The sequence below is a fragment of the Pseudoalteromonas sp. ABV4_021 genome (assembly GCF_056159365.1).
Genome location: NZ_JBSWVB010000001.1, coordinates 2,939,174 through 2,964,051 on the forward strand (window position 1 = coordinate 2,939,174; position 24,878 = coordinate 2,964,051).

Here is a 24,878-nt window from a genome sequence, read left to right on the forward strand (position 1 = left end):
GTGCTGAAGACTATTCCAGATCTTATTAAACTTGCATCTGAACATGTTGTAAAAATGGATGCTGCACAAGCAAAAAGTGAAATAGCCAAAAACAATGGCTTACTTATTGATGTGCGTGAACCCGCTGAACACGCAATAAAAAATGCGGTAGGTGCTATTAATATTCCCCGTGGCGTGCTCGAAATGAAGTTGATTGAAATTGAAAAAGACGCAGAGCGACCAATTTACTTGCATTGTGCAACGGGCGGGCGTGCTACTTTAGCGGCTGAACAACTAAAACGTATTGGTTATAACAAGGTAACAGTGATCAGCTGCAAAGCTGAAAATGTATGTGATACTTTTTGCTAAAGCACAAAAAAGGCTTCCAATCGGAAGCCTTAATTTAGCTAATAAGTTGTAGCTTTTGATTACGCTTGGTTAGGTACAATTTGTACTTCAACACGGCGGTTTTTGGCTTTACCGGAAGCGGTTTCATTGCTCGCAACTGGGCGCATTTCACCGTAGCCAACAACAGATAAACGCGCTTGCATAATTGACTGGTTAACTAAATATTGCTGCACACTACGTGCTCGACGCTCTGATAACGTTTGGTTATAGCTTTCGCTACCGCTGCTATCAGTATGCCCTTCAATGCTCAAAAACGTTTTATCATAATGACTCAATACATTCGCAATTGAATTTAAGGTGTCGTGAAATTGTGGCGTAATGGTTGATTGATTGCTCGCAAAAGTGATATTTGATGGCATCACTAAGCGTAAGTTATCGCCTTCCCTGACTACTTCAACACCTGAACCTGAAAGCTGCTCACGCATTTCTGCTTCTTGACGATCCATGTAATCACCTATCGCGGCACCTGCAATGGCACCTACAGCAGCACCAATCACCGCGCGTTTATTTTTGTGGTTAGAGGTAGATTTACCGATTACTGCGCCAGTTACAGCACCTATCATCGCACCTTTTTCCGCATTGGTTGTAGCACAACCTGACGCTGCAATAGCCGCAGCCAAAATAGAAACACTCAGTAATTTACGTGACGAGAAGTAAGTCATTGTCTCTCTCTTTATCTTTGGAGTTTTATAAAAATGTAGTGTGGTATGTCTGAATAAACGCTGAATTGCGAAGTTATTTCACTGCAACTGGTGGTAAGTCGTACAGATCTACGATTTGTGACAACTCTCCACTTTTTGCTAAATCCAGCAGGGCAACTTGCACTTGCTCGATCAACTTCTGCTTTTCTGAACGCTTTGAAGCCACTGCGTAACCGAGAATCGGCTCATCATGGCGGTAGGTTAGTTTTTTAAGCCTGTGTGAAGGCTGATTTAAGACACTCAGTGAATGGTCAGCTGTTTGCTCAACAGCAATAACCACATCTAAACGACCTTTCAAAAGTAAATCCATCGCTACTTTTTCGCTTTGCACCGCAATTTTCATTAACTTTTGGTCATTATCAAAACGAGCAAAATGCGCCGCACCACGCACAATACCAATACGCTTCCCGTAAAGGTCATCAAATGTATTCACCACTGTTTTGCTTTCGGTTTGTGCATAAAATACAAATGGTGAGTTCAATACCATGTAGGCCGGTTCAAGAAATGCCATATCACGTTGACGTTCTAGTGTTTTAATAAACGCCCCACCAATATCGGCTTGGCCTGATTTAATTAACTGCACACAGCGCGAAATAGGACATGGAATAAGCTGTAAAGATACATTAAGCTGCTTAGAAATGCGCATCATAATGTCGATTAATAAACCTCGGGGGCGGGTTTCACCTTGGGTGTAACTGTATGGAGGTGCATGGTCAACAGCAACCACCAAACGACTGCTAGCAAAGCTTGGCGCTGCCATTAGAAGCGAAACAAAGATGATAAAGGGTGCTGCGTATTTTATTTTCACAATTCTGCCTTAACTACAGAGTGGCAAAAAATCCTTGTTCTGCGGTTGCATACCTAGAGTCTATTGTAATTTAAGCAATTATATTGCGCTAGACACTGCCCAATAAAACCAAATAAAACAACAAAGTTTAATAGACCTTCGTGATTCTAGCCAAAAAGCCCCCCCAAAAAAACCCTAGGCTACAATATTTAAACAAATGTAAATATTTATTAATTTACCCGTAGTACAACGATATAGCTGCGTTTGGCGCGGATTAAAACAAAACTTAGCACTCAGTTCAGCATACATTATTAATTATGGCATAGCCCTATAAGCAATCAATTATTGCCATTTATTTTAAAAAGCTATATTTTGCAAACAGTTTTTCCCTCACATTAGGTGACACTTGCATTGGCTGACAAAACATAAAGTAGTAATAGGTATAAACTTACTGCTGTTTTCACTTATTCTTCTTGTCAGTTTTATCTGGGAGTTTGGCCCATTGCGAGTTGAGGGTGTTGATTCTGAACGCCTAATCCACTACACCATACACATTATTTTGCTACCACTGCTGATTATCTATCTGCCACTAAAACTCATTAGGCAAAGGTCAAACAGTGGTAAAAAAGCTTATTTTGCGGGTTTAATTTTGTGCGTATTAGCAGGTCTTGCCAGCGCGACTTACACACATACGGTTTCTGTGCCTGGTAGCTTTTTATTTAAAATAGAAGGTGGCACAAAACAAGTAACCGACCCCGATTATGACCATTCGGGCGAAAATAACTCTTATATGACCTTCACTATTAGCACCAGTATTAAGGGTTACGACAAACCGCTTGGTCCGGCATATTTTTACGTTGAAGCGTTTCTACACAGTATTTTTTACTGCTTTTACATGCTGTGTTATCTGCAAGCTTACGGCATTATGCACAAGCACAAATTAAAAGAAAAACTAAAGCAGCAACAACTCGATGTGCTGCAATATCAACTTAACCCACACTTTTTATTTAATTCATTAAATAGCATTCGCGGCATGCTGTACGAGGATGTTAGCGAAGCTAAAAAGCTGTTATTAGAGTTCCGCCAGCTGTTTAAACACCATTTCGATAATAAACAACACTGTATTGCACTTAAACAAGAGCTATTGCTTTGCCGCCATTACTTAAAGCTTGAAAAAGTGCGCTTTGAAGAGCGCCTCAATGTCGACTTAAAGGTGCCTAGTGAATGTGAAATTATGCTTGTGCCAAGTATGAGTATTTTTACCTTGATCGAAAATGCGATTAAACATGGCATCGGGCAAATTCCTTCAGGCGGTACCATCGCTATTTCCGTTGCCAAACAAGATAAAAAACTGTCAATCACCGTAAGTAATCCAATTAATAAAACCGCACGTCAAGCTGATGGCACTCGCACAGGGTTAGCTAATCTTGAAGCGCGCTTAGCATTACTTTATCGTGATAATTTCACAATCAATTCAGAACGCAGTGATGACCAGTTCAGCGTTGAATTACAGATCCCGTTGAAAAAGGACAAGACAGGTGAATAAGTCGTACGATTATTACGTTGCACAAGGCATTATCACGGTATTAATCTTGTTTTTCCCGTTAGTTGCAGTGACCTTTTTTGCGCCAGAAAAACTATTAAAATATGCTCACGAATGGTTGCTGTATACCCTTTTATTGGTATCTGTTTGGCACTTTGTTACCCGCAGCTTTATCAAGCGCATGCTGCAGAAGCAACGGTTTTATCGTGCGTTAGTGGTATTGAGTGCAGTGATTATTACTGTCGCTATTTTATATTTGCCAAGTACTTTGCTTAGTTATATTTGGTATGTCGAGGCCAGTGACAGACAGCAGTTAGTAAAATTACTCACCAAATTTAACCTATTTTTAAGCCTTGTTTGGACTATTGGTTATGTCAGTGCACAAGCAATTCGAGAAAAAGCCAGTATCGAAAAAAGCATTAAAAGTCATTCACTTAAAATGCTATCGCAGCAAGTTCAACCCGCATTTCTCTATCAATGCTTAGATAATATTGAAACGTTAATGGATAAAGATGCCGATAAGGCAAGCGAATCTATTACCGATTTAGCAGAGCTGCTGCGTTACAAGCTGCAAGCCGGAAAACAAGATCTAGTTGAATTACAACAAGAACTAAGTGCATTGTCATACATGCAACGGCTAGCTAATGCAGGCGATTTAACAGTAAAGATCGCGCCAGAATTAGCACAGCAATCGGTCACTGTGCCGCCATTATTAGTCTACAACTTGCTGTATATGCTAAATTTGAAAGTGTCTCAACCACTGCACGTAAACGTTACATTTGAACAACAAAATTGTGTTGTGAGCGTCTCAGGCTTTAGTTATCAACCACGCCTTATTATTTCGCGAATAAAAAGCCACTACATTGAGTTTTTTGCCAGCCAACAAGCGAGCATTCAATATCACAATAAGGTATTAAGCCTGATTATTAGCCTGTAAGCTGACCTGTAACGTGCTGATAAGGGCGTAAACCAAACATGGTTAAACTTGCTAGCAAGTGATCCATAATATCGGCTTGTAAGTGCTCATACGGGATCCAGCGCTTATCTGCACTAAAGCAATAAAGCTCTACCGGTAAACCTTCTGCGCTAGGCGCAAGCTCGCGTACCATCAATGTTAAATTATGATTAAGCGCCTCATGCTGGCGCAAATACTCTTCGGCATAAGCGCGAAATAACTTCACATTACTCTGCGCTTTTGCGTTATTTAACTCTTCATTGCTGAGCACTTGGGTGATAAATTCATTACTTTTCAGGGTTTCTAGGAAGTCACTGTCGATAAGACGAATGCTATTCAAATCAAGGTGAATCGCTCGCTTAATGCGTCTGCCGCCAGACTCTTGCATGCCGCGCCAGTTTTTAAATGACTGAGAAATAAGTGCATAAGTTGGCACAGTAGTAATGGTTTTATCCCAGTTACGTACTTTAACCGTATTTAACCCTAACTCTTCAATTTCACCGTCAGCTCCGTATTGGTCAAACTGGATCCAATCGCCGTCTTTTACCAGTCGGTTTGCGGCAATTTGAATGCTCGCAACAAAGCCCAAAATAGTATCTTTAAATACCAATAACAGCACCGCCGCTAGCGCACCAAAACCCGATAGAATATAAGCCGGAGATTTGTCAATTAACACACTAATGATGAGAATAGACGTCACGATAAAGGTAATAAGCTTAGCTACTTGGATAATGCCCAAGATTGGCACTTCTTTCGCAAAACTCAGCTGATTATAGGCAGCCCCTGCGATGCTAATAACCGAGCTAAAAATAAAGCCACTGTAGATAATGGCAATAATCTGGCCAATTGAGCGGTAAAACACCTCGCCTTCATCACCAGGCAGGTAAAAATAGCGAAAGCCTGATACAAACACCACACTACATATAAACCCCGCTAGGCGCCTATTAAGTTTGCTAAATAGCGGCTTAAGTTGGCCTAATCGATGTGGTGAAATATAAACGGTTAGTTTTTCAAAGCCCGGTAATACCAGGCAGCGCGCCACATAGTAAATAATGATTAGCAGCAATACGCCAGAGCAAATAGAAAGCACTTGTGACAGCCAATCTAAATGTGGAAATGCCTCTTTAACCCAAGGGGATATTAGCTTTTCTACCTTGCTCATATAAATCCTTTTTAACTCGAATGCGCTGGTTTAATCGTTGGTAACTGCTCGTTTTCTTGCATTAAACTAATTTGCAGATCTTTATCTTGCCAAATTACATTTAGTTTTTGTTGAAACTCAACCCTAAACTCCCGGTCATGCTGATAATTACCAATTAGCTCTGCAGAGATGGGTTGTACTTTTATATCGACATGTATTTTAGTGAGCTTGCCAAACAGCATGTCTTTACAAATTGTCTCGGATGTTCCGTGATACACAATACTGGTATTTAACAAGCCATCCATTTTTTCACCAAGTACTTCAAGGGCAAAGGCAATACCTCCTGCTTTCGGTTTAAGTAAATATTTAAATGGACTGCGCTGCTTTTTGTGCTTCGCTTCTGTGTAACGTGAGCCTTCAACAAAGTTAATTATGGTGGTTGGGTTTAATCGAAAATGACGACACGCGCGTTTAGTACGCTCTACATCCATGCCTTTAAGTTTTGGGTTTTTAGCCACTTTAGCTTTGCTTACGCGCTTCATAAACGGCATGTCCATTGCCCATGCACCTGCACCAACAAAAGGCACCCATTTTAATTCATCTTTTAGAAAGAACTTAGGTGCAGGTAAACGCCCTAAGCCACTCAATACCATAATATCAAGCCAGCTTTGGTGGTTTGCGATAAGCAAATACCACGCTTTCTCGTCGAGCTCACCTTCAATGTCAACTTGCCAGTTGTCACACGCCAACCACACGCCTAAATAGTTGCCCTTGCACCAGGCCGCGTAAGCAATGTGTAAAATATCTCGGATAATTTGTAGTGGTAATACAATTTTAAGTAAGCCAATAACAAAAATAACACCGCCCCACAGCACGACGTTACCGACTAAAATAGCAAAAATAATCGGTGCTAACAGCACACCTGGCAGGAATCTCGATAACATTAGACGCCCTCAGTTTGCTGTTGTTTTAGCTCAACAAGCTGCTGATCTTTACCTTGCCAAAGCGTATTTAATTCGTTTTGAAATTGCACCCGAAACTCTGAGTCACTCGAGTAATTACCTACCCAACTTGCTGAAACAGGCTTAACCTCAATGTGCACACGAATTTCAGGCACTTTACCCGCTAAGTAATCAAAGAAGCTTGGTGTGCCGCTTGGATAGCAAATAGTCACATCAACAAGTTTATTAAGTTGTTCGCCCATTGCTTCCATTACAAACGCAACACCACCTGCTTTAGGTTTTAGCAGGTTATCAAACTGGCTTTTTTGGCGTGTATGCTTATCTTTTGTAAAGCGGGTACCCTCAACAAAGTTCACAATACTCACAGGAACATGCTTGAACTTTGCACACGCTTTTTTGGTCGTTTCCATATCTTTGGTGCGCAGTGATGGGTTCTTTTTTAGCTGACTTTTACTCGCGCGCTTCATAAATGGAAAATCAAGCGCCCACCACGCTAAGCCCAAAAATGGCACGTAAATAAGCTCTTTTTTCAAAAAGAAGTTTAAAAATGGAATTTTCTTATGCAGAACACGCTGCATCACTAAAATATCAACCCAAGATTGATGGTTAGCAACCACTAGGTACCAATCTTTATAGGTAAAATCGTGATCACCCGTTACCACCATTTTAGTTGGCGTGAAAATGTATTGAATAATACTGTTAGTACCAACCCAACGACTCGCACACCACTTAGCAACGGCGCTCCACATTGCTTGCCATGGCTTGATCGGTAAAAGTTTTAACACCCCAGAAATAAAAATTGGAACAAACCAAAATAAGGTATTAACGGTATAAAACAGTAGTGAAATAACGGCTCTTATATAATACAACATCACGCAACTTATCGAATTTACTGGATGAACAAGCTAAAAAAGGCCATATTTTAGCCTTTTTTCACTCAGCAATAAATAGCCTAACCAACAGGTCAGTCTTCGAAGTAAGTGTAACCACTTAAGCCTGCGGCTAATTCATCGAAATACGCTTGCTGGGTATCGCTTGATAAATTGCTCGCTGCAAGGCGACTTTGATAGTTCGCTTTTAATGCGCCCTCATTGTAATGCACGTATTTCAGTACATCTTCAACACTATCGCCTTTCAACGCATTAGTGGTCGTAAAGCCATCGTCAGTGAGCTCGATATGCACTGAATCTGTATCACCAAATAAGTTATGTAGGTCACCTAGAATCTCTTGGTACGCGCCAACCATAAACATTGCTAGGTGATACTGTTCACCCGGACGGTAAGGCGGAATCGGCAAACTTGCTTCAACACCTGCACCATCAACGTATTCACGAATCTGACCATCCGAGTCACAGGTAATATCTTGAATAATTGCACGCTGTGAGCATGATTCATCGAGGCGCTCAATTGGCATTACCGGGAACAGCTGCTCAATACCCCAAACATCTGGCAGTGATTGGAATAAAGAGAAGTTAACAAAGAGTTTATCTGCTAACTTTTCATTTAAATCATCAATTACTTCTCGGTGTGAACGGGCACTGGCATTAAGTTGGCCGCGTACAGCACGCAAAATGTCAAAATATAAGGTTTCAATCTGCGACCAATCGGTCATCGATAATAAACCGTGCACATATTGTTCATGCGCCTCACTGAACAAGTGCATTGCATCGTGATAAATTTCAAGCGCTAAGCGCGGTGTTAAACGCTGCTTGGCTTGCCACATTTCTTGTAATACTTGCGGCGAATTATCTGAAAGTACAATATCGCTGTGTAACTTTGGCGCTTCTTCCACATCGATCACATCGGTAATCAATACTGCGTGGTGCGCCGTAAGTGCACGCCCTGATTCAGTAATAATATCTGGTTGCGGTAAGTTAAGTGCTTCGCAGGTGTCGGCAAAGGTATTCACTACGTTACGCGCATATTCGGCAACCGTGTAGTTCATTGAACACGAATTACGCGAGCCAGAACCTTCATAATCCACACCTAGGCCACCACCCACGTCAATGGTTTTTAGCGCCACGCCCATTTGGCATAACTCTGCATAATGGCGCGCACATTCTTTTAAGGCGCGATGAATATCACGGATATTGGCTATTTGAGAGCCAATATGAAAATGCACTAAATTTAATAAATGGCCTTTGCCCGCTTTGTTTAAGCGCTCAATTGCGCTTAGTACCTGACTAGCAGTTAAGCCAAATTTACCTTTTTCACCACCGGTATTTTGCCATTTGCCTTTGCCTACTGAATTTAAGCGAATGCGAATACCAATTCCCGGCTCGATACCTAACTTTTCAATTTCTTGCAGCAGTACATCAAGCTCCGAAAGCTTCTCAACCACAATATTTACATCGTGCCCCATGGCTTGCCCAATACACGCTAAACGTAAAAATTCACTGTCTTTGTAGCCATTACATACAATGCGAATAGGCTTATCCGCTACACCCAAAATAGCCATTAGTTCAGGTTTAGAACCTGCCTCTAACCCTACTTTATTACTTTGGTGGGCGAGTAACTTTTTAACTACAGATGATTGCTGATTCACTTTAATCGGGTAGACACAGGTGTAATTACCTTGATAATTACGATTACTTTTAGCATCAGCAAATGCATTAACTAAGGTATCAACACGCGACTGTAAAATATCGGTAAAACGCACAAGCACAGGTAAGGTTAACCCCTGCTCTTTAAATTGCTCTGTTAAGGTTGCCAGCGAAACACCCGCTTTGCTGTGATCTTTATCTGGAAATGCAACCACTTCACCTTGTTCATTTATATCAAAGTAGCCTTCGCTCCAATGAGCGATATTGTATGTTTCACGTGCGTTAGTTATAGCCAATGTAAGGTCTTCATAAATTCAGATAGTTAGCGATATTTTAATTTGCTTTTTACACACTAGCCATAAAAATTCATTTGTTCGGCTATAATTTTATTTTCTAATTGAGTAACACGCATTTCGCTGGCAAAATTGCCGCAATTTTTAAACACATAAATGGTAAGTGAAAACTACTATGTCTAATTTAGATGCTAATACTTGGTTCACCGAAATAAGTGATCGTGATGGCAGTGCTTTTTCACTGCGCATTAATAAAAAACTAGAGTCAAAACAATCACCTTTTCAACTTGTTGAAATGTATGAGACAACAGACTTTGGTAATTTAATGATTATTGATGGCTGTACTATGGTAAGTACACGCGAGAACTTTTTCTATCATGAAATGATGAGCCATCCTGCGCTGTTTTCACACCCTGCACCAAAAAATGTTGTGATCATTGGCGGTGGTGATTGCGGCACATTACGTGAAGTACTAAAACACCCGGACATCGAAACCGTTCATCAAATTGATATTGATGAAGTAGTAACTGAAATGTCGTTAAAATACTTCCCTGAATTATGTGAATCAAACGACGACCCACGCGCATCTGTAATGTTTGATGATGGTATTAAATTTATGGCTGAAGCTGCACCAGAATCAATCGATGTCATTATTGTTGATGGTACCGATCCAGTTGGTCCAGGTGAAGGGTTATTTAACCATGCATTTTATACTAGCTGTTTAAAAGCATTGCGCACTGGCGGCATTTTGATTCAACAAAGCGAATCGCCATTAATGCATCAACAATTGCTGCGTGAAACCCGTGCAGCAATGTTAGACGTTGGTTTTGCAGATTTACAAACACTGCCATTCCCACAACCAATTTACCCATCGGGTTTATGGTCAGCAACGATGGCACGTAAAGGCGAAAACTTCACAGCGTTTAGAGCACAAGATGTTGAAAATGCAACATTTAACACTGAGTACTACAACGTAGGCATTCATCAAGGCGCATTGGCAACACCTAACTTCCTAAAGCGTGCTTTGGCTAAATAATTGCAAATGCGTTAAGTCGTTACCAAAATTTAAAGCCCTCTTTGAGGGCTTTTTGCGTTATTGAATACGTTTGCAAGTGCTGGTGTGATTTTTCGCAAGCTTTTACTCTTGATGCTCCCACATTGACAACAAGTGAAACAAGATGAAAAAAGCGCTTTTACTGCTTATGCTTGCGCCGTGCCTGCAGGCAAAAACTGTTACTGTAAGTTCGCCGAATCAGCAAATTAAAGTAGTTGTATCCGATGAACAAGAACTGCCGAGCTACCAAGTAATTTTCAACGATCAAACACTGATTAGTCCATCAAGCCTTGGTTTTGATTTTCGCCAGCATCCAAGTCTTGGCCATAACGCAAAAATCAGCGGTTCGACCATTTCCTCACATAATGAAACATGGCAACAACCTTGGGGGGAGTGCCAGTCAGTTCAAGATAATCACAACAAACTCGCGTTAACCTTCTCACAAGCTGACACCACGTTTAACATCACATTTAAAGTATTTGATGATGGCATTGGTTTTCGATACGAACTACCCACTAAACAAGGCTATCTTGGTGCAGAAATCAGCAAAGAACTGACACAATTTAACCTTACCGAGTCACACGCGACACAATCTTGGTGGATCCCTGCACGTGAATGGAATCGCTACGAATATGTTTACAACAAAACACCACTTAATTTGGCGCGTCATGTTCATACGCCAATAACCCTTAAGCGCGATGACAATATTCACCTTAGCATTCATGAAGCCGCGCTCGTTGATTTTGCTGCGATGACATTAAAGCAAGGCCGCGATGGACAATTTAGTGCCGATTTAACCCCTTGGAGCGATGGCACATTAGTCAAAACAAACGATGGATTTACCACACCATGGCGTACTATTCAGATCAGCGACTCGGCAGTTGGCCTTGCTAATTCAGACTTAATTTTAAACCTCAATGAGCCAAATAAATTAGGGAATGTTGATTGGGTCGAACCAAGCAAATACGTAGGTATTTGGTGGGGAATGCATATTGGCGAAAATACTTGGGGCAGCGGTGATAAACACGGAGCTACAACCCAGCTAACCAAAGAATATATCGATTTCGCTGCCGAAAATGGCTTTAAAGGTGTATTGGTTGAAGGTTGGAATATTGGCTGGGATGGAGACTGGTTCCATAATGGAGATGTATTTAATTTTACCCAAGCATATCCTGACTTTGACTTTGCCGAGCTAGCAGCTTATGGCAAAGCCAAAGGCGTGGCGATTGTGGGTCACCATGAAACATCTGGCAATGTAAGTAACTACGCAAACCAAATGCAAGATGCATTTGCACTTTACCAAACACACGGTGTTAGCCAAGTTAAAACCGGCTACGTTGCCGATGGAGGTAATATCAAGCGAGTCGACGAAAAAGGCCAAGTAAAGCGCGAGTGGCATGACGGCCAATTTATGGTAAATGAATACTTAGCCAATGTAGCACTTGCTGCCAAACATAAAATTAGCATCAATACCCATGAACCAATTAAAGACACCGGATTGCGTCGCACTTATCCAAATTGGATTTCTCGTGAAGGCGCACGCGGACAGGAATACAATGCGTGGGGTACGCCGCCTAATCCGCCAAGTCATGTACCTACCTTAGCGTTCACCCGTATGCTGTCTGGGCCAATGGATTTTACGCCAGGTATTTTTGATTTATCGTTTAATGGCTTGGGAAGTGACACTAATCGACCGCAAACCACGCTAGCAAAACAGTTAGCGCTTTATGTTGTGCTCTACAGCCCGATTCAAATGGCAGCCGATTTACCCCGTAATTACCGCGCAAAACCAGAAGCATTCCAGTTTATCAAAGATGTACCGACAGACTGGAATCAAAGTAGCGCAATTGCTGGCGAAGTAGGTGAATACATTGTATTTGCACGACAAGATAAGCATTCTGATGATTGGTACTTAGGTGCAGTAACTGATGAAAATGCACGCAGCGAGAAAATTAACCTTAACTTTCTCGAACCAAATCGCAAATACATTGCCCAAGTGTATAGCGATGGCGAAACCGCTAATTGGGTCGACAAACCATACGAAATGGCGATCTACAACAAAACCGTTACGCAAAATGACGAGCTTGTCCTGAAAATGGCGGCGGGCGGTGGCGTAGCAATTCGCTTTAAAGCGCTTTAATACTTGCTCATACCAAATGGCATACCAAAGCCCTAACAAATGTGAAGTGACCCCATTAAGTTGGACTCATTTCTAAGCGGCTACCAAGGCCTGATTTCGATACTCTATCGGACTCAGGCCTTTTAGTTTCAGCTTAATTCGTTTGTGATTGTAATATTCTATATATTCTTTAATGGCATTTTCCAGCTCGGTTGCGCTTTTGTACTCATAACCGTGATACATTTCCGTTTTCAATATACCGAAGAAGTTTTCTGCAACGGCATTGTCTAAGCAGTTTCCTTTACGGGACATACTTTGTGTTAAGCTGTTATCTGCAATGATTTTTCTGGTCAACTGATGTTGATATTGCCAACCTTGATCAGAATGAATGAGCGGTCGCTCATGCCATGCTAACAACTTAATAGCCTTATTTAATGTATCAGTAACTAGACTTAACCTCGGTGAGGTTCCAACCTCATAACTAACAACTTCTTGATTAAACAGGTCAATGATTGGTGACAGATAGACACGCTGGTTAGCTACCTTAAATTCTGTAATATCGGTTACCCATTTTTGATTTGGTTTCACCGCATTAAAATCTCTGTTAAGCGTATTGTCGATATGCTTACCTAGTGCGCCCCTATAAGACTTATAACGCTTCGGCCTCACAGTCGATTGCAGTGACAATTGCTGCATCAAGCGTTGAACGGTTTTATGGTTAATGAGCGTACCCGAGTTGCGTAATGTTGACGTTATTCGCCTGTAACCATACCGTCCTTTGTGAGCATGGAATATAGACTTTATTTGCTGCTTTATCGCATCATATTTGTCGTGACTATCGCCTTTGTTACGATGGTAATAGTAAACGCTTTTCGGTAGCTCACTGGCCTTGAGTAAATGCGATAGTTTAAATTTAGCCTTTAGCTCACTCACTACTTTTGCTTTTTCGTTGTTGGTTTTTCCTGAGCCAAGGCATTCCACTTTTTTAAGACAGCATTCTCCGCTCTGAGGTACTCAAGCTCTTCTCTTAGTTCTTTTTCAGTCATTTCTTTCGAGTTTTTAGCTTTGGCAGGCTTGCGCATGTTTGCTCTGAGTGGTTTCAAGTGAGTTAATTTTCCCGAATTATAAGCGCAAAACCATTCGGATAACATGCCGGGAGAAGACAAGTCAAAAAAGGCACTAGTGTAAGTTAAAGACCATCCTTCCCGTTTCATTCGTTGAATCATCGCTAGGCGAGCTTCTTTTATGTAAGGTTTTTGCTTATGCAAAAAAGCATCTTTGCCATGAAGACGAAACACTAAACACCAATACCGAATTTGCCGTGAACTAACATTGAATTGTTTTGAAAGCAGACGTGAACCTTTGGTATTGGCTTGAGCTGCTACTTCTAGTTTGAACTCTCTACTGTATGTAGACATAAAAAGACCCCCAGTAATTGGAATGTCCAACTATTGGGGGTCACTTCAATGAGCGGGCTTTTCTTTTGCCTAATTTTCACTAAGCTTAAGTGATCGCAAAGCTAGTTGTGTTTTTAATAAACACTTACTCAATAATAATAAGACGAAAGAGAGACCGAATGAAAAAACTATTTGTTATAGCCATGTGTTTGTTGCTGCAAACATTCGCTAACCAAGCCCAAGCATTAGACGAAAAACTGAAAATTTTTGAGCCTTATTTAGGCACATGGGAATCAACTTTTAGTAATGGCGCCGTTGATGTAAGCCACTGGGAAAGCGCTCTAAATGGCACAACATTACGCACCCTACACTCAATTAATGACGGCGCATACGGTGGTGAGTCGTTAATTTTTTGGGATAACAAAAAGCAAAAGCTGGTGTTTTTCTACTTCACTACGGCGGGGTTTTATACTCAAGGTGAACTGGAAATAACGGCAGAAAATGAATTCATCGCATATGAGGATGTCACGGGTAATAAAGATGGCATAACCAAAGTAAAATCTTCAAGCCGTTTAAGCGACGGTAAAATAGTGGTGAGCACCAGCTACTTCAAAAAAGGTGAGTGGACTAAACCTGAATCTCGCAGTTATAGCCGCAGTACAAAAACAGTAAAATTCAAATAAATTAGATATAAAAAAGCCGACTTTGCAAAAAGCGAAGTCGGCCAAATAACCTAAGGGAAATAGTTCGTTCAGCAGCGAAGTATTTGAAATTAGTATACGGCCAGTTGGTTTCATTTTTATTACAAAGAGGGTAACCAGAATATGAAATTTTATGCTTTTTTTAGAAAAAACCACTGCATAAAAAGCCCCCAACTCTGTAACCAGTTCAGAAACAAAAAATTAATCAACATTTTTAAATACAATAAAGCCATATAAATCAAAAGATTAAAAGCACCCCACCAAAACACCTTAAAAATAATGAGAATTATTCTCAAAAAGTGTTGACAGTTTCTTAGATCTAATTGATAATCAATCTCAACAAGGAAGCAGTACACGCACTCACTCTTCTTTGTGTTTCTCGACCCTAGTAGCTTTTTAGGCTACGGCTGCTAGCAGCAGTGCTTCGCGCCCCTGAAGCTAAGTTGCTAGTAGCCAATTTATACGAATTACTTGCTACATTGCTCATATCGGTGACGGTAGATATGAAACCAAAAGGCCTCAGAACGAGGCCTTTTTTATTTTTAATCTGTGTAATTTAGTTGTTACAATATTAATGAGAATTATTATCAAAAAGTATTTGACAGCCATCAAGATCTAATTGATAATCAATCTCAACAAAGAAGCATAACTCGCACTCACACTTCTTTGTGTTTCTCGACCTTAGTAGCTTTTTATACTTAATTAACAAGCTACGGCTGCTAGCAGCAGCGCTTCACGCCCCTGAAGTTAAGTTGCTAGTAGCCAATTTATACGAATTACTTGCTACATTGCTCATATCGGTGACGGTAGATATGAAACCAAAAGGCCTCAAGACGAGGTCTTTTTTATTTGTATCCCAACTGCTCAATAATGAAGTCAGCCTCAATTAAATCGCCTGCCTCGTGTAATTTGCTTATGGCAAATGCACGATAGCCAGCACTATTCATAACGTTTTCAAAATCGGCAACAAACTTTTCACCAACACCTGACTTTGCACACGCTAAGTAACCTTTTACTGCTTGCTGTGCTTCCGTTAACGCATAAATAAAATAGTCTTTACCAATATTGGCATCGGGCTGACGGCTTTTGAATACCGATGAATATTCAATAATGCCATCGAGTTTACCCTGTTTGAGCATCACTTCTAAACGTTCTGCTTTGTAACTTCCCGCGCCAACATACAACAGCTCAGAATTTTGCGTAATTAATTCATCGAGCTTTTCGCCATAGTTGCGCCCTTTTACAACGCCAATATTAAGACCAAGCGATAATGCAGTTGTTAACGATAGCGATGTAGCCGTACCAATATCGCGATTTAAAATTAAGCGATTAGGCGCATAAACAATTAATGGCTGGCTTGCAAATACTGCAAGTTTTGCTCTTTTGGGTGTGTAGGTTTTGTTATAAACACAAATGTTGCTTTGTTTTTCAATTAGTCGCCACTCTCGCTCGCGACTGGTTTGCTGAAATGTTACTCGGTAGTCGTTTTTAAGCTCATCGGTAACGTAATAAACTAGCTGTGATACAAGATCTGCTTTGCGTGTACCTTCTTCTGGCAATAAATCTGTCGCAAAATAAATTTCTTGTTTTGCTGTGCAAGCAAAACTGACTAAAAAAAGAATTGGCAAACAATTAGATAGGTAACGCACTAGGTATTCACTACAGTTAAACACTGTTTTAACTGTAGTGAATAATTACTCTAAATCCAAGCTTAACGGCGATTTTTACGGGCGCGAGCACGACGTTGTTTTTTCTCTTCTTCACGTGCCTGCTTTTTAGCTTCGGCTTTGGCGCGTAATTCAGCTACCATAACCTCTTCTTCTTCACGCATCTCTGGCGTTTCCATCGAAATACGGCCAATCACGGCATCGCGCAGTTCATTGATCAGAATTTCAGACATTTTGTGGGTATCAACTTGGTTGCCTGAACGAATACAGCCACGTTTACGCCCTGCTTGTTCAATAAACTCCCAGTCTTGCTCTGGTAATTCATCCATTTTATAACGTGATTTTAATAACGCTGGGTAGGCCGACAATAAATACTCAGCAGTGTAACTCGCCACTTCTTCATAGTTAATTGCGGTATCACGAATCGCACCGGTTGCCGCTAAACGGTAACCTGAATTTTCGTTTTCAACTTTTGGCCATAACATTCCTGGCGTGTCGTACAGCATAATGCCGTCTTCTAAACGGATCTTTTGCTGCGCCTTAGTTACCGCTGGTTCATTACCTGTTTTAGCAACAATGCGGCCAGCTAATGTATTGATAAGTGTTGATTTTCCAACATTTGGAATACCCATAATCATGGCTTTAATTTGCTTATCAGCACCTACTTTATGCGGTACTAGCTTTTTGCAGAGGTCGTTGATTAAATGCACTTCGCTCGATTTATTGTTATCAAGCGGTAAGGTTTTAACACCCGCTTCACGCTCAAGATACGTCATCCACGCTTTGGTCATTTCAGGGTCGGCAAGGTCAGCTTTATTTAAGATTTTAATCACGGGTTTATCACCACGTAAGTCGCCAACCATCGGGTTTTCACTACTGTAAGGAATACGCGCATCCAGCACTTCAATAATCACGTCCATTTGCGGCATGATTTCTTTTATCTCATTGCGCGCCTTATTCATATGACCAGGAAACCACTGAATCGCCATTTATTTTCTCCAAAGCATGAAAGTACGCGTATTTTAACTATATTCAGTTACAATAGCAGTAACCTTTCTTACATTAATAGAAATTATGGCGTTAAAGTCACAAGTACATAAGCTATCGCTTAATCTAAGCGACATGGATAGACACCACTACGGTGATTACAGTCTAACAATTGCTCAGCATCCATCTGAAAACGACCACCGTTTAATGATCCGCATTTTAGCATTTGCATTAAATGCTTCAGATACGTTGAGCTTCACTAAAGGATTGTGCGCTGACGATGAGCCTGAAATTTGGCAAAAGTCATTAAGCGATGAAATCGAAACTTGGATCGATCTTGGTTTACCTGACGAAAAACGTTTAAAAAAGGCCTGCAACCAGTCAAAACAAGCCATTTTATATACCTATGGCGACGGCGACCAAAAAGTATGGCTTGAAAAGCATCAAGGTAAGTTTTTCCAGCACACCAACTTACGCGTGTTTAGCCTTCCATTTGAGCAGTCTCAACAACTTATTCCATTAGCAGCAAGACATATGCAGTTGTCTGTTACTGTGCAAGATGGTCAAGTTTGGGTCAGCAACGATACCGATTCAATACTTATCGAGCCGATCACCATTTTATAAGTGAAAGTAGTATGGCGATAAAAAAAGTAGTTATTTTGCATGGTCTGTATATGTCGGGCTTTGTTATGCTGCCATTAAGTAAACGCATAACAAAACTTGGCTTTGATACCCTGAATTTAAGTTATCAAAGCTTATCGCCAAATACTGCAACTATATTTCAGCAAATCGATAGCTTTATTGACGGTGAAAATACCGCGTTTGTTTGCCACTCAATGGGCGGGTTAATTGCACGCGCCTATCTTGAAGCCAATAGCCATCATGCTGCAAGTGTTATAAAAGTCATCACATTAGGTACCCCCCACAAAGGCGCCACACTTGCCAAGCACATGAAAGATAAAGGCTTTGACTTATTTTTAAAAAATAGTGTTGAGTTTCTTTTATCTGAAAATCATGATTGGCCATTTAGCGCCAAACTTTACAGTATTGCGGGCGACCTGCCACTTGGTTTAATGCCACTGATTAAGAAAAACAGTGAGTCTGACGGTACTGTATTGCTTGATGAAACTAAACTCAAAGGTATGGCAGAGCACAAAGTCTTTCATTTAAGCCATACCAGTCTCATTTATTCCCGCAAAGTAATGGATTACATTGAGTCCATTTTATCATCACAAAAACAGAATACAGCAATCGACTTTAAGTGATTTATTCAATTAAAAACTTGTCTGATAATAAACCCATCGAAACAAATTAAATATATTAAATATGAGGTGGGTTATGAGAAACGTTTCAATTATTGGATTAGACAAAACGATTACAAACAACTTAGTTGCTGAACTAAATGCCTTACTTAGCAGTTACCAAATTCAGTACATGAACGCCCGTGGCTTTCATTGGAATATTAAAGGCGAAAACTTCTTCGAGTTGCACGCTAAATTCGAAGAAATCTACAACGATTTATTGTTGAAAGTCGATGAAATCGCTGAGCGAATTTTAACGTTAGGCGGTGAACCGCTGCACGGTTTTTCAGACTACCTTGCCAACAGCAAGATAACTGAAGCAAAGAACATTAGTGCTGGGCGCGAAGCAATTAGCAACCTACTAACTGGCTTTAGTGAGTTAATAGCAACACAGCGCTCATTACTAACATTAGCCGGTGACGCTGAGGATGAAGGTACAGCATCACTAATGAGTGATTATATTAAAGAGCAAGAGAAACTAGTTTGGATGTTAAACGCTTACTTAAACTAAGTTAAATTATTTTCAAATTAGTACGAAAAAAGGCAGCTAACGCTGCCTTTGTCGCAAGTAAAGTAAAACTAATTGGGACAAGTTTAATGACCTGAATCTTCGTCATGAGATGCAGCATACTTATACGCTGCAAATGCAATGATAAATAGTAGCAAAGGTACAGGCGCTGCAATAATGCCAAACGAACTTGAGTTAGCAATGCTTGCACCAGCTAAGTGACCCACAACAGTAACAACTAATGCTAATACTGCGATAACCGTAACGATAATTTCTGATTTTTGCACATTTCTCATAACGAAATTCCTTCTTAAACTATCCAACTTATCGGTGATAAATCGGTTTCTGGAATTAAGTATGCGCCCGTTTTGAGATTGAGAATTGACTTAAATCAAGTTTATTTCCTAACCAATTATCAGCCGATGCGAAACTTGATTTAGCTCAAAAATTCGACCGAATCAGAAATAATTGGCAGTAAATATGCTTAAAAAAAGAGGCCGATGCCTCTTTTTAATTTTAGCGTTCTGAAATCGCCCACCCTAACATTTGTTTAAAGCTTGGCTCTTTACCATACATCACCATGCCCATTTTAAATAAGCGCCCAGCCACACCACGCATATAGATGCACAATACCAGCGTCAGTACCAGTGACAAAATAGGTTGCCAAATCGCCACATCAACCAACGCCATTTTAACTGGCATTACAGCAAATGCTGTAAGTGGGAAGTAACTTAAAAACGTCATAACCCAACCACTTGGGCTATCCATTAATACAAACGCTAAAATCATTGGCACAAGCGGGATCATCATAAATGACGACTTGCCACTGTGGTTTGGATCATCAATCGCAGCTGCAATTGCCGCCATAAATGCCGTTGAGAAATAAAGGCCGAGCAATGCAAACGCCAATACCCAAGGCAACAAATACCAATCAATAAACGACAAGTCGAGTGCTTGCCCTTGAATAATCACCTGTAAAAATGCAACACCGAGTAATACTGAAATAACAGTACTTAACATGGCTTTCAATGCCAGTAATACTTGACCTAGAATTTTACCGTCGACCCAAGTTTGTGCGCTCATTGTGGCGTAGAGTTGCTCTGTTACACGCTGCTGCTTTTCGCCCGTAATCGAGACAAACACCTGTGCAAACGACATAAAAATACCAACCGATAACAACACTAAAACACCTATTGCTGTAGCGCTTGAATGGCTTTCTTCACTTTTGATATTTTGGTCTAAATACACAGCTGAAACTAAAATTGGGTTGTTAATCAATGCTAATTGCTGCGCCGAAAGCGAAAGTTTATCGCTGATTTTTTCAACATAATGCTGTTTTAGCGCATTTTGCAGCGTCTGTTGCCACGCCATTTTTCCTTTGCTAATAAACTCAATGTTTACAGGACTCATGGCTTCATCAATGAGTAACACAGCATCAAATTCTTGCGTCTCAAGGGCAGAAATAAGCTTTTCTTTATCGTCTTGTGTTTGCGTGAACGCATAACCGTCCAAGGTCATTTCAAAAGGGCTATTAGCCGAAATGGCAATGCGATAATCAGTGCTGGTAAAACTTGACGCGCTTTGCCAAAAAAACACAACCACAGCGATTACCAGCATAATTAACTTGCTAATAAGCTCCTGCTTCCATTTGAAAAAGTGCATAAACTCCCATTTAGCAACTTGTGTTACTTGGTTATTCATCACTACTCTCCTCAGTTAACGCATGCTTTTGGTGCGATTCAATTGCTTTTAAATACATTTGATGTAAATCCATGGTGCGGCTCGATAAGTGCTCGACTTGACCTAACTTAGGCAAGATTGCTAACGCCTCATTTAGCTGTGCTTTGTCGTTTAACGTAACAACCAAGGTATTCGCTTTATTTAGGCGGTAGTTAATGTCGCCAAAATGCGTTTGCAGTGCTTCGGCATTTAATTCACCGCTAAAGCTCACTTCAAGTTCTAATGCACCACCAATTTGCTCTCTAATCGCACTAAGTGAACCATATAAAACAGCTTCGCCTTTGTTCATTAACATCATTCTGTCAGCCATTTTTTCTACCATCGCCATTTGGTGGGCACTTAAAATAACCGTCATTCCCTGTTGCTTTAATTCTGCTAAAAACAATACAACTTTTTCTTGGTTAATCGGATCGAGTCCAGAGAATGGCTCATCCAAAATAACAATTTCAGGGCTGTGTAAAATTGCGGTGATCAGCTGTACTTTTTGCTGGTTACCTTTTGAAAGTGATTTAAGCGGTTCATTTTCGCGGCCTAGTAAATCAAATCGCTTTAGCCAGTAATCAATATTTCGTTTTGCTTGTTGTTTACTTACACCATGCAGTGCAGCAAAGTAATGAAGGTTTTGCAGTAAGGTTTTTTCGCCATACAGTCCGCGATCTTCTGGTAAGTAGCCCAGCTTGTTAGCCGGAATTTCACTAAAGTAGCGGCCATCTAATTGAATTGATACTTTTCCGCTATCAGGTTTTGTAAAACCTACTAACATACGTACCAGCGATGATTTACCTGCGCCGTTAGGCCCTAGTAAGGCAAAAATTTCGCCTTTATTTACCGCAAAGCTTAACTGATTAACCGCTTTAGTTGAGGCGTACTGCTTGCTTACCTCTTCCACACGGATCATTGCCTGTGTCATTGTTTTTCCCGCTTTTTCTTATTGTTTGCAATATTTTACGGGTAAACAAAGGGATAAACAGATCGCTCGTCATTTTATATTGCCACTTATCATTAAAGTACAGATGATTAGTTGCTGGTAATTTGATGTTAAGCTTGGCATTATTAGCCCTCGATATTTCGTGGGTTGTGATATATGGATAATCTTAAAAACTTGCTAGCAGACTCAGAGCTATTGCTAAATGCGGTTGGTGAAGGCGTTTATGGCTTTGATTTAGAAGGAAAAGCAGTATTTATAAACCCTGCAGCAGAACGCATGACAGGTTGGCAAGCCGGCGAATTACTCGGCGAAAAAATTCATCAATATCACCATCATAGCCACGCCGATGGCAGCCCGTACCCAGCGCATGAATGTAATATTTATGCCACCATGCAAGACGGCCAGGAGCGCAGTATTAGCCACGAAGTATTTTGGCGCAAAGATGGTTCAAGCTTTCCTGTTGAATACACCTCAACTCCCGTTTATAAAAATGGCGAAATAGTTGGTGCTGTTGCAATCTTCCGCGATGTAACTAAACAACAAGAAAGCGATCGCGCACTGCGTGAAGCACTAGCCCAAGTACAAGCCTTATCTGAACAATTACAAGCAGAAAATACGTATCTTCAAAGTGAAATCGACGAAAACTGGAGCGACTCTGGCTTAGTAGGACAAAGCCCGCGATTTAAGCAATTGCTTGAACAAGTAAGTTTAGTCAGTAAAACCGACAGCACTGTGCTGATATTAGGTGAAAACGGCACAGGTAAAGAGCTTATAGCCCGTAACATTCATCGCTTAAGCAAACGCTGTCACAATACTTTGGTTAAAGTGAATTGCGCGGCCTTCACACCTAGCTTGTTAGAAAGCGAGCTATTCGGTCATGAAAAAGGCGCATTTACTGGTGCTACCGAAAGACGTAAAGGACGCTTTGAACTAGCGGATAAAGGCACCTTGTTTTTAGACGAAGTTGGCGAGCTAAGCCTTGAAGCACAGAGCAAATTGCTGCGTGTGCTGCAAGAACAAGAATTTGAACGTGTTGGCGGTAACCAAACAATTAAGGTTGATATTCGCGTTATCGCAGCAACCAACAAAGACCTATTAAAAATGGTTCAGCAAGGCGAGTTTCGTATGGATTTATATTATCGCCTTAACGTTTTCCCCCTTACTATGCCTGCTCTGAGAGAGCGCTTAGATGATTTGCCTTTGCTTTGTCATAATATTATTTCGGAGCTGGCTCGCAAATTGAGTAAACCAATCAAAGGCATCAGCAAGGCCAGTTTAAAGCGCCTTGCAACCTATCATTGGCCCGGCAATATTCGTGAACTACAAAACGTACTCGAACGCGAAGTCATCTTAAGTCAGAGTTCGCTGATTCAAATCAAGCAAGATTTTCAAGCAAATTTAGATGCCAGTAACTTTGCACAACTTACGCTAGCAGAAATGGAGCGCACTTACATAGAGCAAGTGCTTGAACAATGCTCAGGTAAAATAGGCGGCAGCAATGGCGCGGCCAAACTACTTGATCTACCTGAAAGCACCCTGCGCTCAAAAATGAAAAAACTTGGTATTACACGAGTATAAAATGACGTTTTTAGCTGTTTTTATCATAAAAACAGCAGCTAAAATCCACGATATATCGCGGACACACGAAATATCGTGGTTTAGGTAAAAACACAAAACAACAATTAACCTTATATTTCAAATGGTTATCAAAACCCTTTGTTGGCATAGTATTTGTTAAGCACTAGATAAGCGCAATGCTCTATCTACTGTCGAGAAATATTATGAAGTTTGATATCAAAGAAGAAGATCTGATCATTAAGCCCTACAAAACTGAGGGGCCAATTTACGTCAGATCACAAAAAGGTAAATACCAAAAGTTACGCCGCTATATTGGCTGGGCATTGATGTTGGCATTTATCTTAATCCCTTTTATTCCTTACCAAGGTCAGCAAGCCATATTACTCGATATCGGCGCGCAGCAGTTTCGCTTTTTTAATACCACCTTATTCCCGCAAGATTTCACCTTGCTAGCATGGATATTTATGGCGGGTGCATTTGCGCTATTTTTTGTTACCACCTGGCTCGGTCGAGTTTGGTGTGGTTACACCTGCCCGCAAACGGTGTGGATGATGATGTTTATTTGGGTTGAAGAAAAAGTGGAAGGCAACCGCAATAAACGCATTAAGCTTGATAAATCACCCATGTCATTTGAAAAATTTCGCAAAAAAGGCCTTAAGCATTTAGCTTGGCTGACTATTTCATTTTTAACTGCTACCACCTTTCTTAGCTACTTTGTGCCTGTTAAAGAGTTATATAGCAATTTAGTAACCTTAGATTGGTCTGGCTTGATTTGGTTTTGGGTAGGTCTATTTGCCGTATGTACTTACGGTAACGCAGGTTTCTTAAGAGAAAAAATGTGTATTTACATGTGCCCGTATTCTCGCTTTCAAGCAGTAATGTTCGACAAAGATACGTATGTTGTTGCCTACGATGAAAAACGTGGTGAATCACGCGGTCGCCGCAAACGTAAAGATGATCCGAAACAACTTGGTTTAGGTGATTGTGTTGACTGTAACCTATGCGTTGAAGTGTGTCCTGCCGGTATTGATATTCGTAACGGCATGCAATACGAGTGCATTAACTGTGGCGCATGTATTGATGCATGTGACGAAACCATGGATAAGTTTAATTACCAAAAAGGTTTAATTAGTTACACCAGTGAACACCAACTAGCTGGCCAAAAGACCGATAAATTCCGTTTAAAGCTAGTAGGTTATGGATTTTTTACCGGCTTAGTAATCGTCACTATGCTGATTTGGATAAACTTACGAGTACCTATTGAAACCAGTATTCTGCGTGACCGAAATGCGCTTTATCGCGTGAATTACGAAGGGTTAACTGAAAACACCTACACACTAAGAATTACCAATAAAACGCAAAATACTCTGAATTACACGCTAACACTGCTCGAAGACTCACGTTTTGTACTAAGCGCACCACAAAACATTGTTATTCCAGCTGGTGAAATGAGCCAGTTCCCAGTCACGATTACGGCTGATGGCTATGATTTAAAACAAAAAGTGACGGATGTTCGCTTTAAAGTTCAAGCTATTGAGCAACCTGATATCCAAATCATTAAACAGTCTAAGTTTTATAAACCCTAA

The 24,878-nt window shown here is 40.7% G+C and carries 24 protein-coding genes; 11 read left to right on the top strand and 13 right to left on the bottom strand.

Features of this window, described 5'->3' with window-relative positions:
* A complete protein-coding gene (locus ACXAFE_RS13610) occupies window positions 1-348 on the top strand; it encodes a rhodanese-like domain-containing protein (protein ID WP_475153447.1) in 348 nt (115 codons plus the stop codon).
* A gap of 59 nt (window positions 349-407) precedes the next feature.
* On the opposite strand, the gene ACXAFE_RS13615 is transcribed toward ACXAFE_RS13610, so the two are convergent.
* A complete protein-coding gene (locus ACXAFE_RS13615) occupies window positions 408-1,049 on the bottom strand; it encodes a YiaD family glycine zipper/OmpA-like lipoprotein (RefSeq protein ID WP_105173122.1) in 642 nt (213 codons plus the stop codon).
* Window positions 1,050-1,122: 73 nt separating this feature from the next.
* A complete protein-coding gene (locus ACXAFE_RS13620; protein ID WP_475153448.1) occupies window positions 1,123-1,896 on the bottom strand; it encodes a substrate-binding periplasmic protein in 774 nt (257 codons plus the stop codon).
* 385 nt (window positions 1,897-2,281) lie between these two features.
* Between ACXAFE_RS13620 and ACXAFE_RS13625 the strand changes: the two genes are divergently transcribed.
* The gene (locus ACXAFE_RS13625; RefSeq protein WP_475153449.1) at window positions 2,282-3,421 is read left to right on the top strand and encodes a sensor histidine kinase; all 1,140 of its coding nucleotides are present in this window, start codon (window positions 2,282-2,284) and stop codon (window positions 3,419-3,421) included.
* The gene (locus tag ACXAFE_RS13630; RefSeq protein ID WP_475153450.1) at window positions 3,414-4,355 is read left to right on the top strand and encodes a histidine kinase; all 942 of its coding nucleotides are present in this window, start codon (window positions 3,414-3,416) and stop codon (window positions 4,353-4,355) included. Before ACXAFE_RS13625 ends, ACXAFE_RS13630 begins: the two co-directional genes overlap by 8 nt.
* Here ACXAFE_RS13630 and ACXAFE_RS13635 read toward each other — a convergent pair.
* The 4 genes from ACXAFE_RS13635 to speA all read right to left on the bottom strand — a co-directional run bounded on the left by ACXAFE_RS13635 (window position 4,345) and on the right by speA (window position 9,315).
* On the bottom strand, window positions 4,345-5,535 hold the full coding sequence (locus tag ACXAFE_RS13635) for a mechanosensitive ion channel family protein (protein WP_475153452.1): 1,191 nt from the start codon (window positions 5,533-5,535) through the stop codon (window positions 4,345-4,347). The two genes, ACXAFE_RS13630 and ACXAFE_RS13635, sit on opposite strands and share 11 nt — an antisense overlap.
* A gap of 11 nt (window positions 5,536-5,546) precedes the next feature.
* Window positions 5,547-6,458 (bottom strand): acyltransferase, encoded by a 912-nt coding sequence (locus tag ACXAFE_RS13640; RefSeq protein WP_475153454.1) that lies wholly within the window; start codon window positions 6,456-6,458, stop codon window positions 5,547-5,549.
* Entirely contained in the window at window positions 6,458-7,345 is an 888-nt protein-coding gene (locus tag ACXAFE_RS13645; RefSeq protein ID WP_475153613.1) for an acyltransferase, read from the bottom strand. The genes ACXAFE_RS13640 and ACXAFE_RS13645 overlap by 1 nt, the downstream gene beginning before the upstream one ends.
* Before the next feature lie 95 nt (window positions 7,346-7,440).
* On the bottom strand, window positions 7,441-9,315 hold the full coding sequence (gene speA, locus ACXAFE_RS13650; protein WP_475153455.1) for a biosynthetic arginine decarboxylase: 1,875 nt from the start codon (window positions 9,313-9,315) through the stop codon (window positions 7,441-7,443).
* 172 nt (window positions 9,316-9,487) lie between these two features.
* Here speA and speE point away from each other — a divergent pair, with 172 nt between their 5' ends.
* On the top strand, window positions 9,488-10,348 hold the full coding sequence (gene speE / locus ACXAFE_RS13655; RefSeq protein WP_475153456.1) for a polyamine aminopropyltransferase: 861 nt from the start codon (window positions 9,488-9,490) through the stop codon (window positions 10,346-10,348).
* A 142-nt stretch (window positions 10,349-10,490) separates the two neighbouring features.
* On the top strand, window positions 10,491-12,506 hold the full coding sequence (locus tag ACXAFE_RS13660; RefSeq protein ID WP_475153458.1) for a glycoside hydrolase family 97 protein: 2,016 nt from the start codon (window positions 10,491-10,493) through the stop codon (window positions 12,504-12,506).
* 72 nt (window positions 12,507-12,578) lie between these two features.
* Here the strand turns inward: ACXAFE_RS13660 and ACXAFE_RS13665 are convergent, their stop codons facing one another.
* Window positions 12,579-13,466, bottom strand: coding sequence for an IS3 family transposase (locus ACXAFE_RS13665; protein ID WP_475152377.1), 888 nt, complete (start codon window positions 13,464-13,466; stop codon window positions 12,579-12,581).
* Window positions 13,418-13,903, bottom strand: coding sequence for a transposase (locus ACXAFE_RS13670; RefSeq protein WP_475150640.1), 486 nt, complete (start codon window positions 13,901-13,903; stop codon window positions 13,418-13,420). The genes ACXAFE_RS13665 and ACXAFE_RS13670 overlap by 49 nt, the downstream gene beginning before the upstream one ends.
* A 158-nt stretch (window positions 13,904-14,061) precedes the next feature.
* Here ACXAFE_RS13670 and ACXAFE_RS13675 point away from each other — a divergent pair, with 158 nt between their 5' ends.
* The gene (locus ACXAFE_RS13675; RefSeq protein ID WP_475153459.1) at window positions 14,062-14,565 is read left to right on the top strand and encodes a hypothetical protein; all 504 of its coding nucleotides are present in this window, start codon (window positions 14,062-14,064) and stop codon (window positions 14,563-14,565) included.
* A gap of 863 nt (window positions 14,566-15,428) precedes the next feature.
* Here ACXAFE_RS13675 and ACXAFE_RS13680 read toward each other — a convergent pair.
* Both ACXAFE_RS13680 and ylqF read right to left on the bottom strand, forming a co-directional pair.
* Window positions 15,429-16,232: an ABC transporter substrate-binding protein gene (locus ACXAFE_RS13680; protein ID WP_475153461.1), complete on the bottom strand. Its 804-nt coding sequence runs from the start codon at window positions 16,230-16,232 to the stop codon at window positions 15,429-15,431.
* A gap of 62 nt (window positions 16,233-16,294) precedes the next feature.
* On the bottom strand, window positions 16,295-17,239 hold the full coding sequence (gene ylqF, locus ACXAFE_RS13685) for a ribosome biogenesis GTPase YlqF (RefSeq protein ID WP_010561437.1): 945 nt from the start codon (window positions 17,237-17,239) through the stop codon (window positions 16,295-16,297).
* A gap of 85 nt (window positions 17,240-17,324) precedes the next feature.
* Between ylqF and ACXAFE_RS13690 the strand changes: the two genes are divergently transcribed.
* The 3 genes from ACXAFE_RS13690 to ACXAFE_RS13700 all read left to right on the top strand — a co-directional run bounded on the left by ACXAFE_RS13690 (window position 17,325) and on the right by ACXAFE_RS13700 (window position 19,049).
* Complete coding sequence (locus ACXAFE_RS13690) at window positions 17,325-17,861, top strand: YaeQ family protein (RefSeq protein ID WP_010561436.1); 537 nt, start codon at window positions 17,325-17,327, stop codon at window positions 17,859-17,861.
* A gap of 11 nt (window positions 17,862-17,872) precedes the next feature.
* Window positions 17,873-18,502 (top strand): PGAP1-like alpha/beta domain-containing protein, encoded by a 630-nt coding sequence (locus ACXAFE_RS13695; protein ID WP_475153463.1) that lies wholly within the window; start codon window positions 17,873-17,875, stop codon window positions 18,500-18,502.
* Between the two features lie 73 nt (window positions 18,503-18,575).
* Window positions 18,576-19,049 carry a Dps family protein gene (locus tag ACXAFE_RS13700; RefSeq protein WP_475153465.1) on the top strand — a complete coding sequence of 158 codons (474 nt, stop codon included), beginning with the start codon at window positions 18,576-18,578 and terminating at the stop codon, window positions 19,047-19,049.
* An 83-nt stretch (window positions 19,050-19,132) separates the two neighbouring features.
* Here ACXAFE_RS13700 and ACXAFE_RS13705 read toward each other — a convergent pair whose 3' ends face one another.
* From ACXAFE_RS13705 to ACXAFE_RS13715, 3 genes are all read right to left on the bottom strand, one after another.
* Window positions 19,133-19,342, bottom strand: a complete 210-nt coding sequence (locus ACXAFE_RS13705; protein WP_010561433.1) for a hypothetical protein — start codon at window positions 19,340-19,342, stop codon at window positions 19,133-19,135.
* A gap of 220 nt (window positions 19,343-19,562) precedes the next feature.
* Window positions 19,563-20,747 carry an ABC transporter permease gene (locus ACXAFE_RS13710; RefSeq protein ID WP_475153468.1) on the bottom strand — a complete coding sequence of 395 codons (1,185 nt, stop codon included), beginning with the start codon at window positions 20,745-20,747 and terminating at the stop codon, window positions 19,563-19,565.
* Window positions 20,740-21,696 carry an ABC transporter ATP-binding protein gene (locus ACXAFE_RS13715; protein ID WP_475153470.1) on the bottom strand — a complete coding sequence of 319 codons (957 nt, stop codon included), beginning with the start codon at window positions 21,694-21,696 and terminating at the stop codon, window positions 20,740-20,742. The genes ACXAFE_RS13710 and ACXAFE_RS13715 overlap by 8 nt, the downstream gene beginning before the upstream one ends.
* Window positions 21,697-21,870: 174 nt before the next feature.
* Here ACXAFE_RS13715 and ACXAFE_RS13720 point away from each other — a divergent pair, with 174 nt between their 5' ends.
* Both ACXAFE_RS13720 and ccoG read left to right on the top strand, forming a co-directional pair.
* Window positions 21,871-23,292 (top strand): sigma-54 interaction domain-containing protein, encoded by a 1,422-nt coding sequence (locus tag ACXAFE_RS13720; protein WP_475153473.1) that lies wholly within the window; start codon window positions 21,871-21,873, stop codon window positions 23,290-23,292.
* Between the two features lie 203 nt (window positions 23,293-23,495).
* Entirely contained in the window at window positions 23,496-24,878 is a 1,383-nt protein-coding gene (gene ccoG / locus ACXAFE_RS13725; RefSeq protein ID WP_475153475.1) for a cytochrome c oxidase accessory protein CcoG, read from the top strand.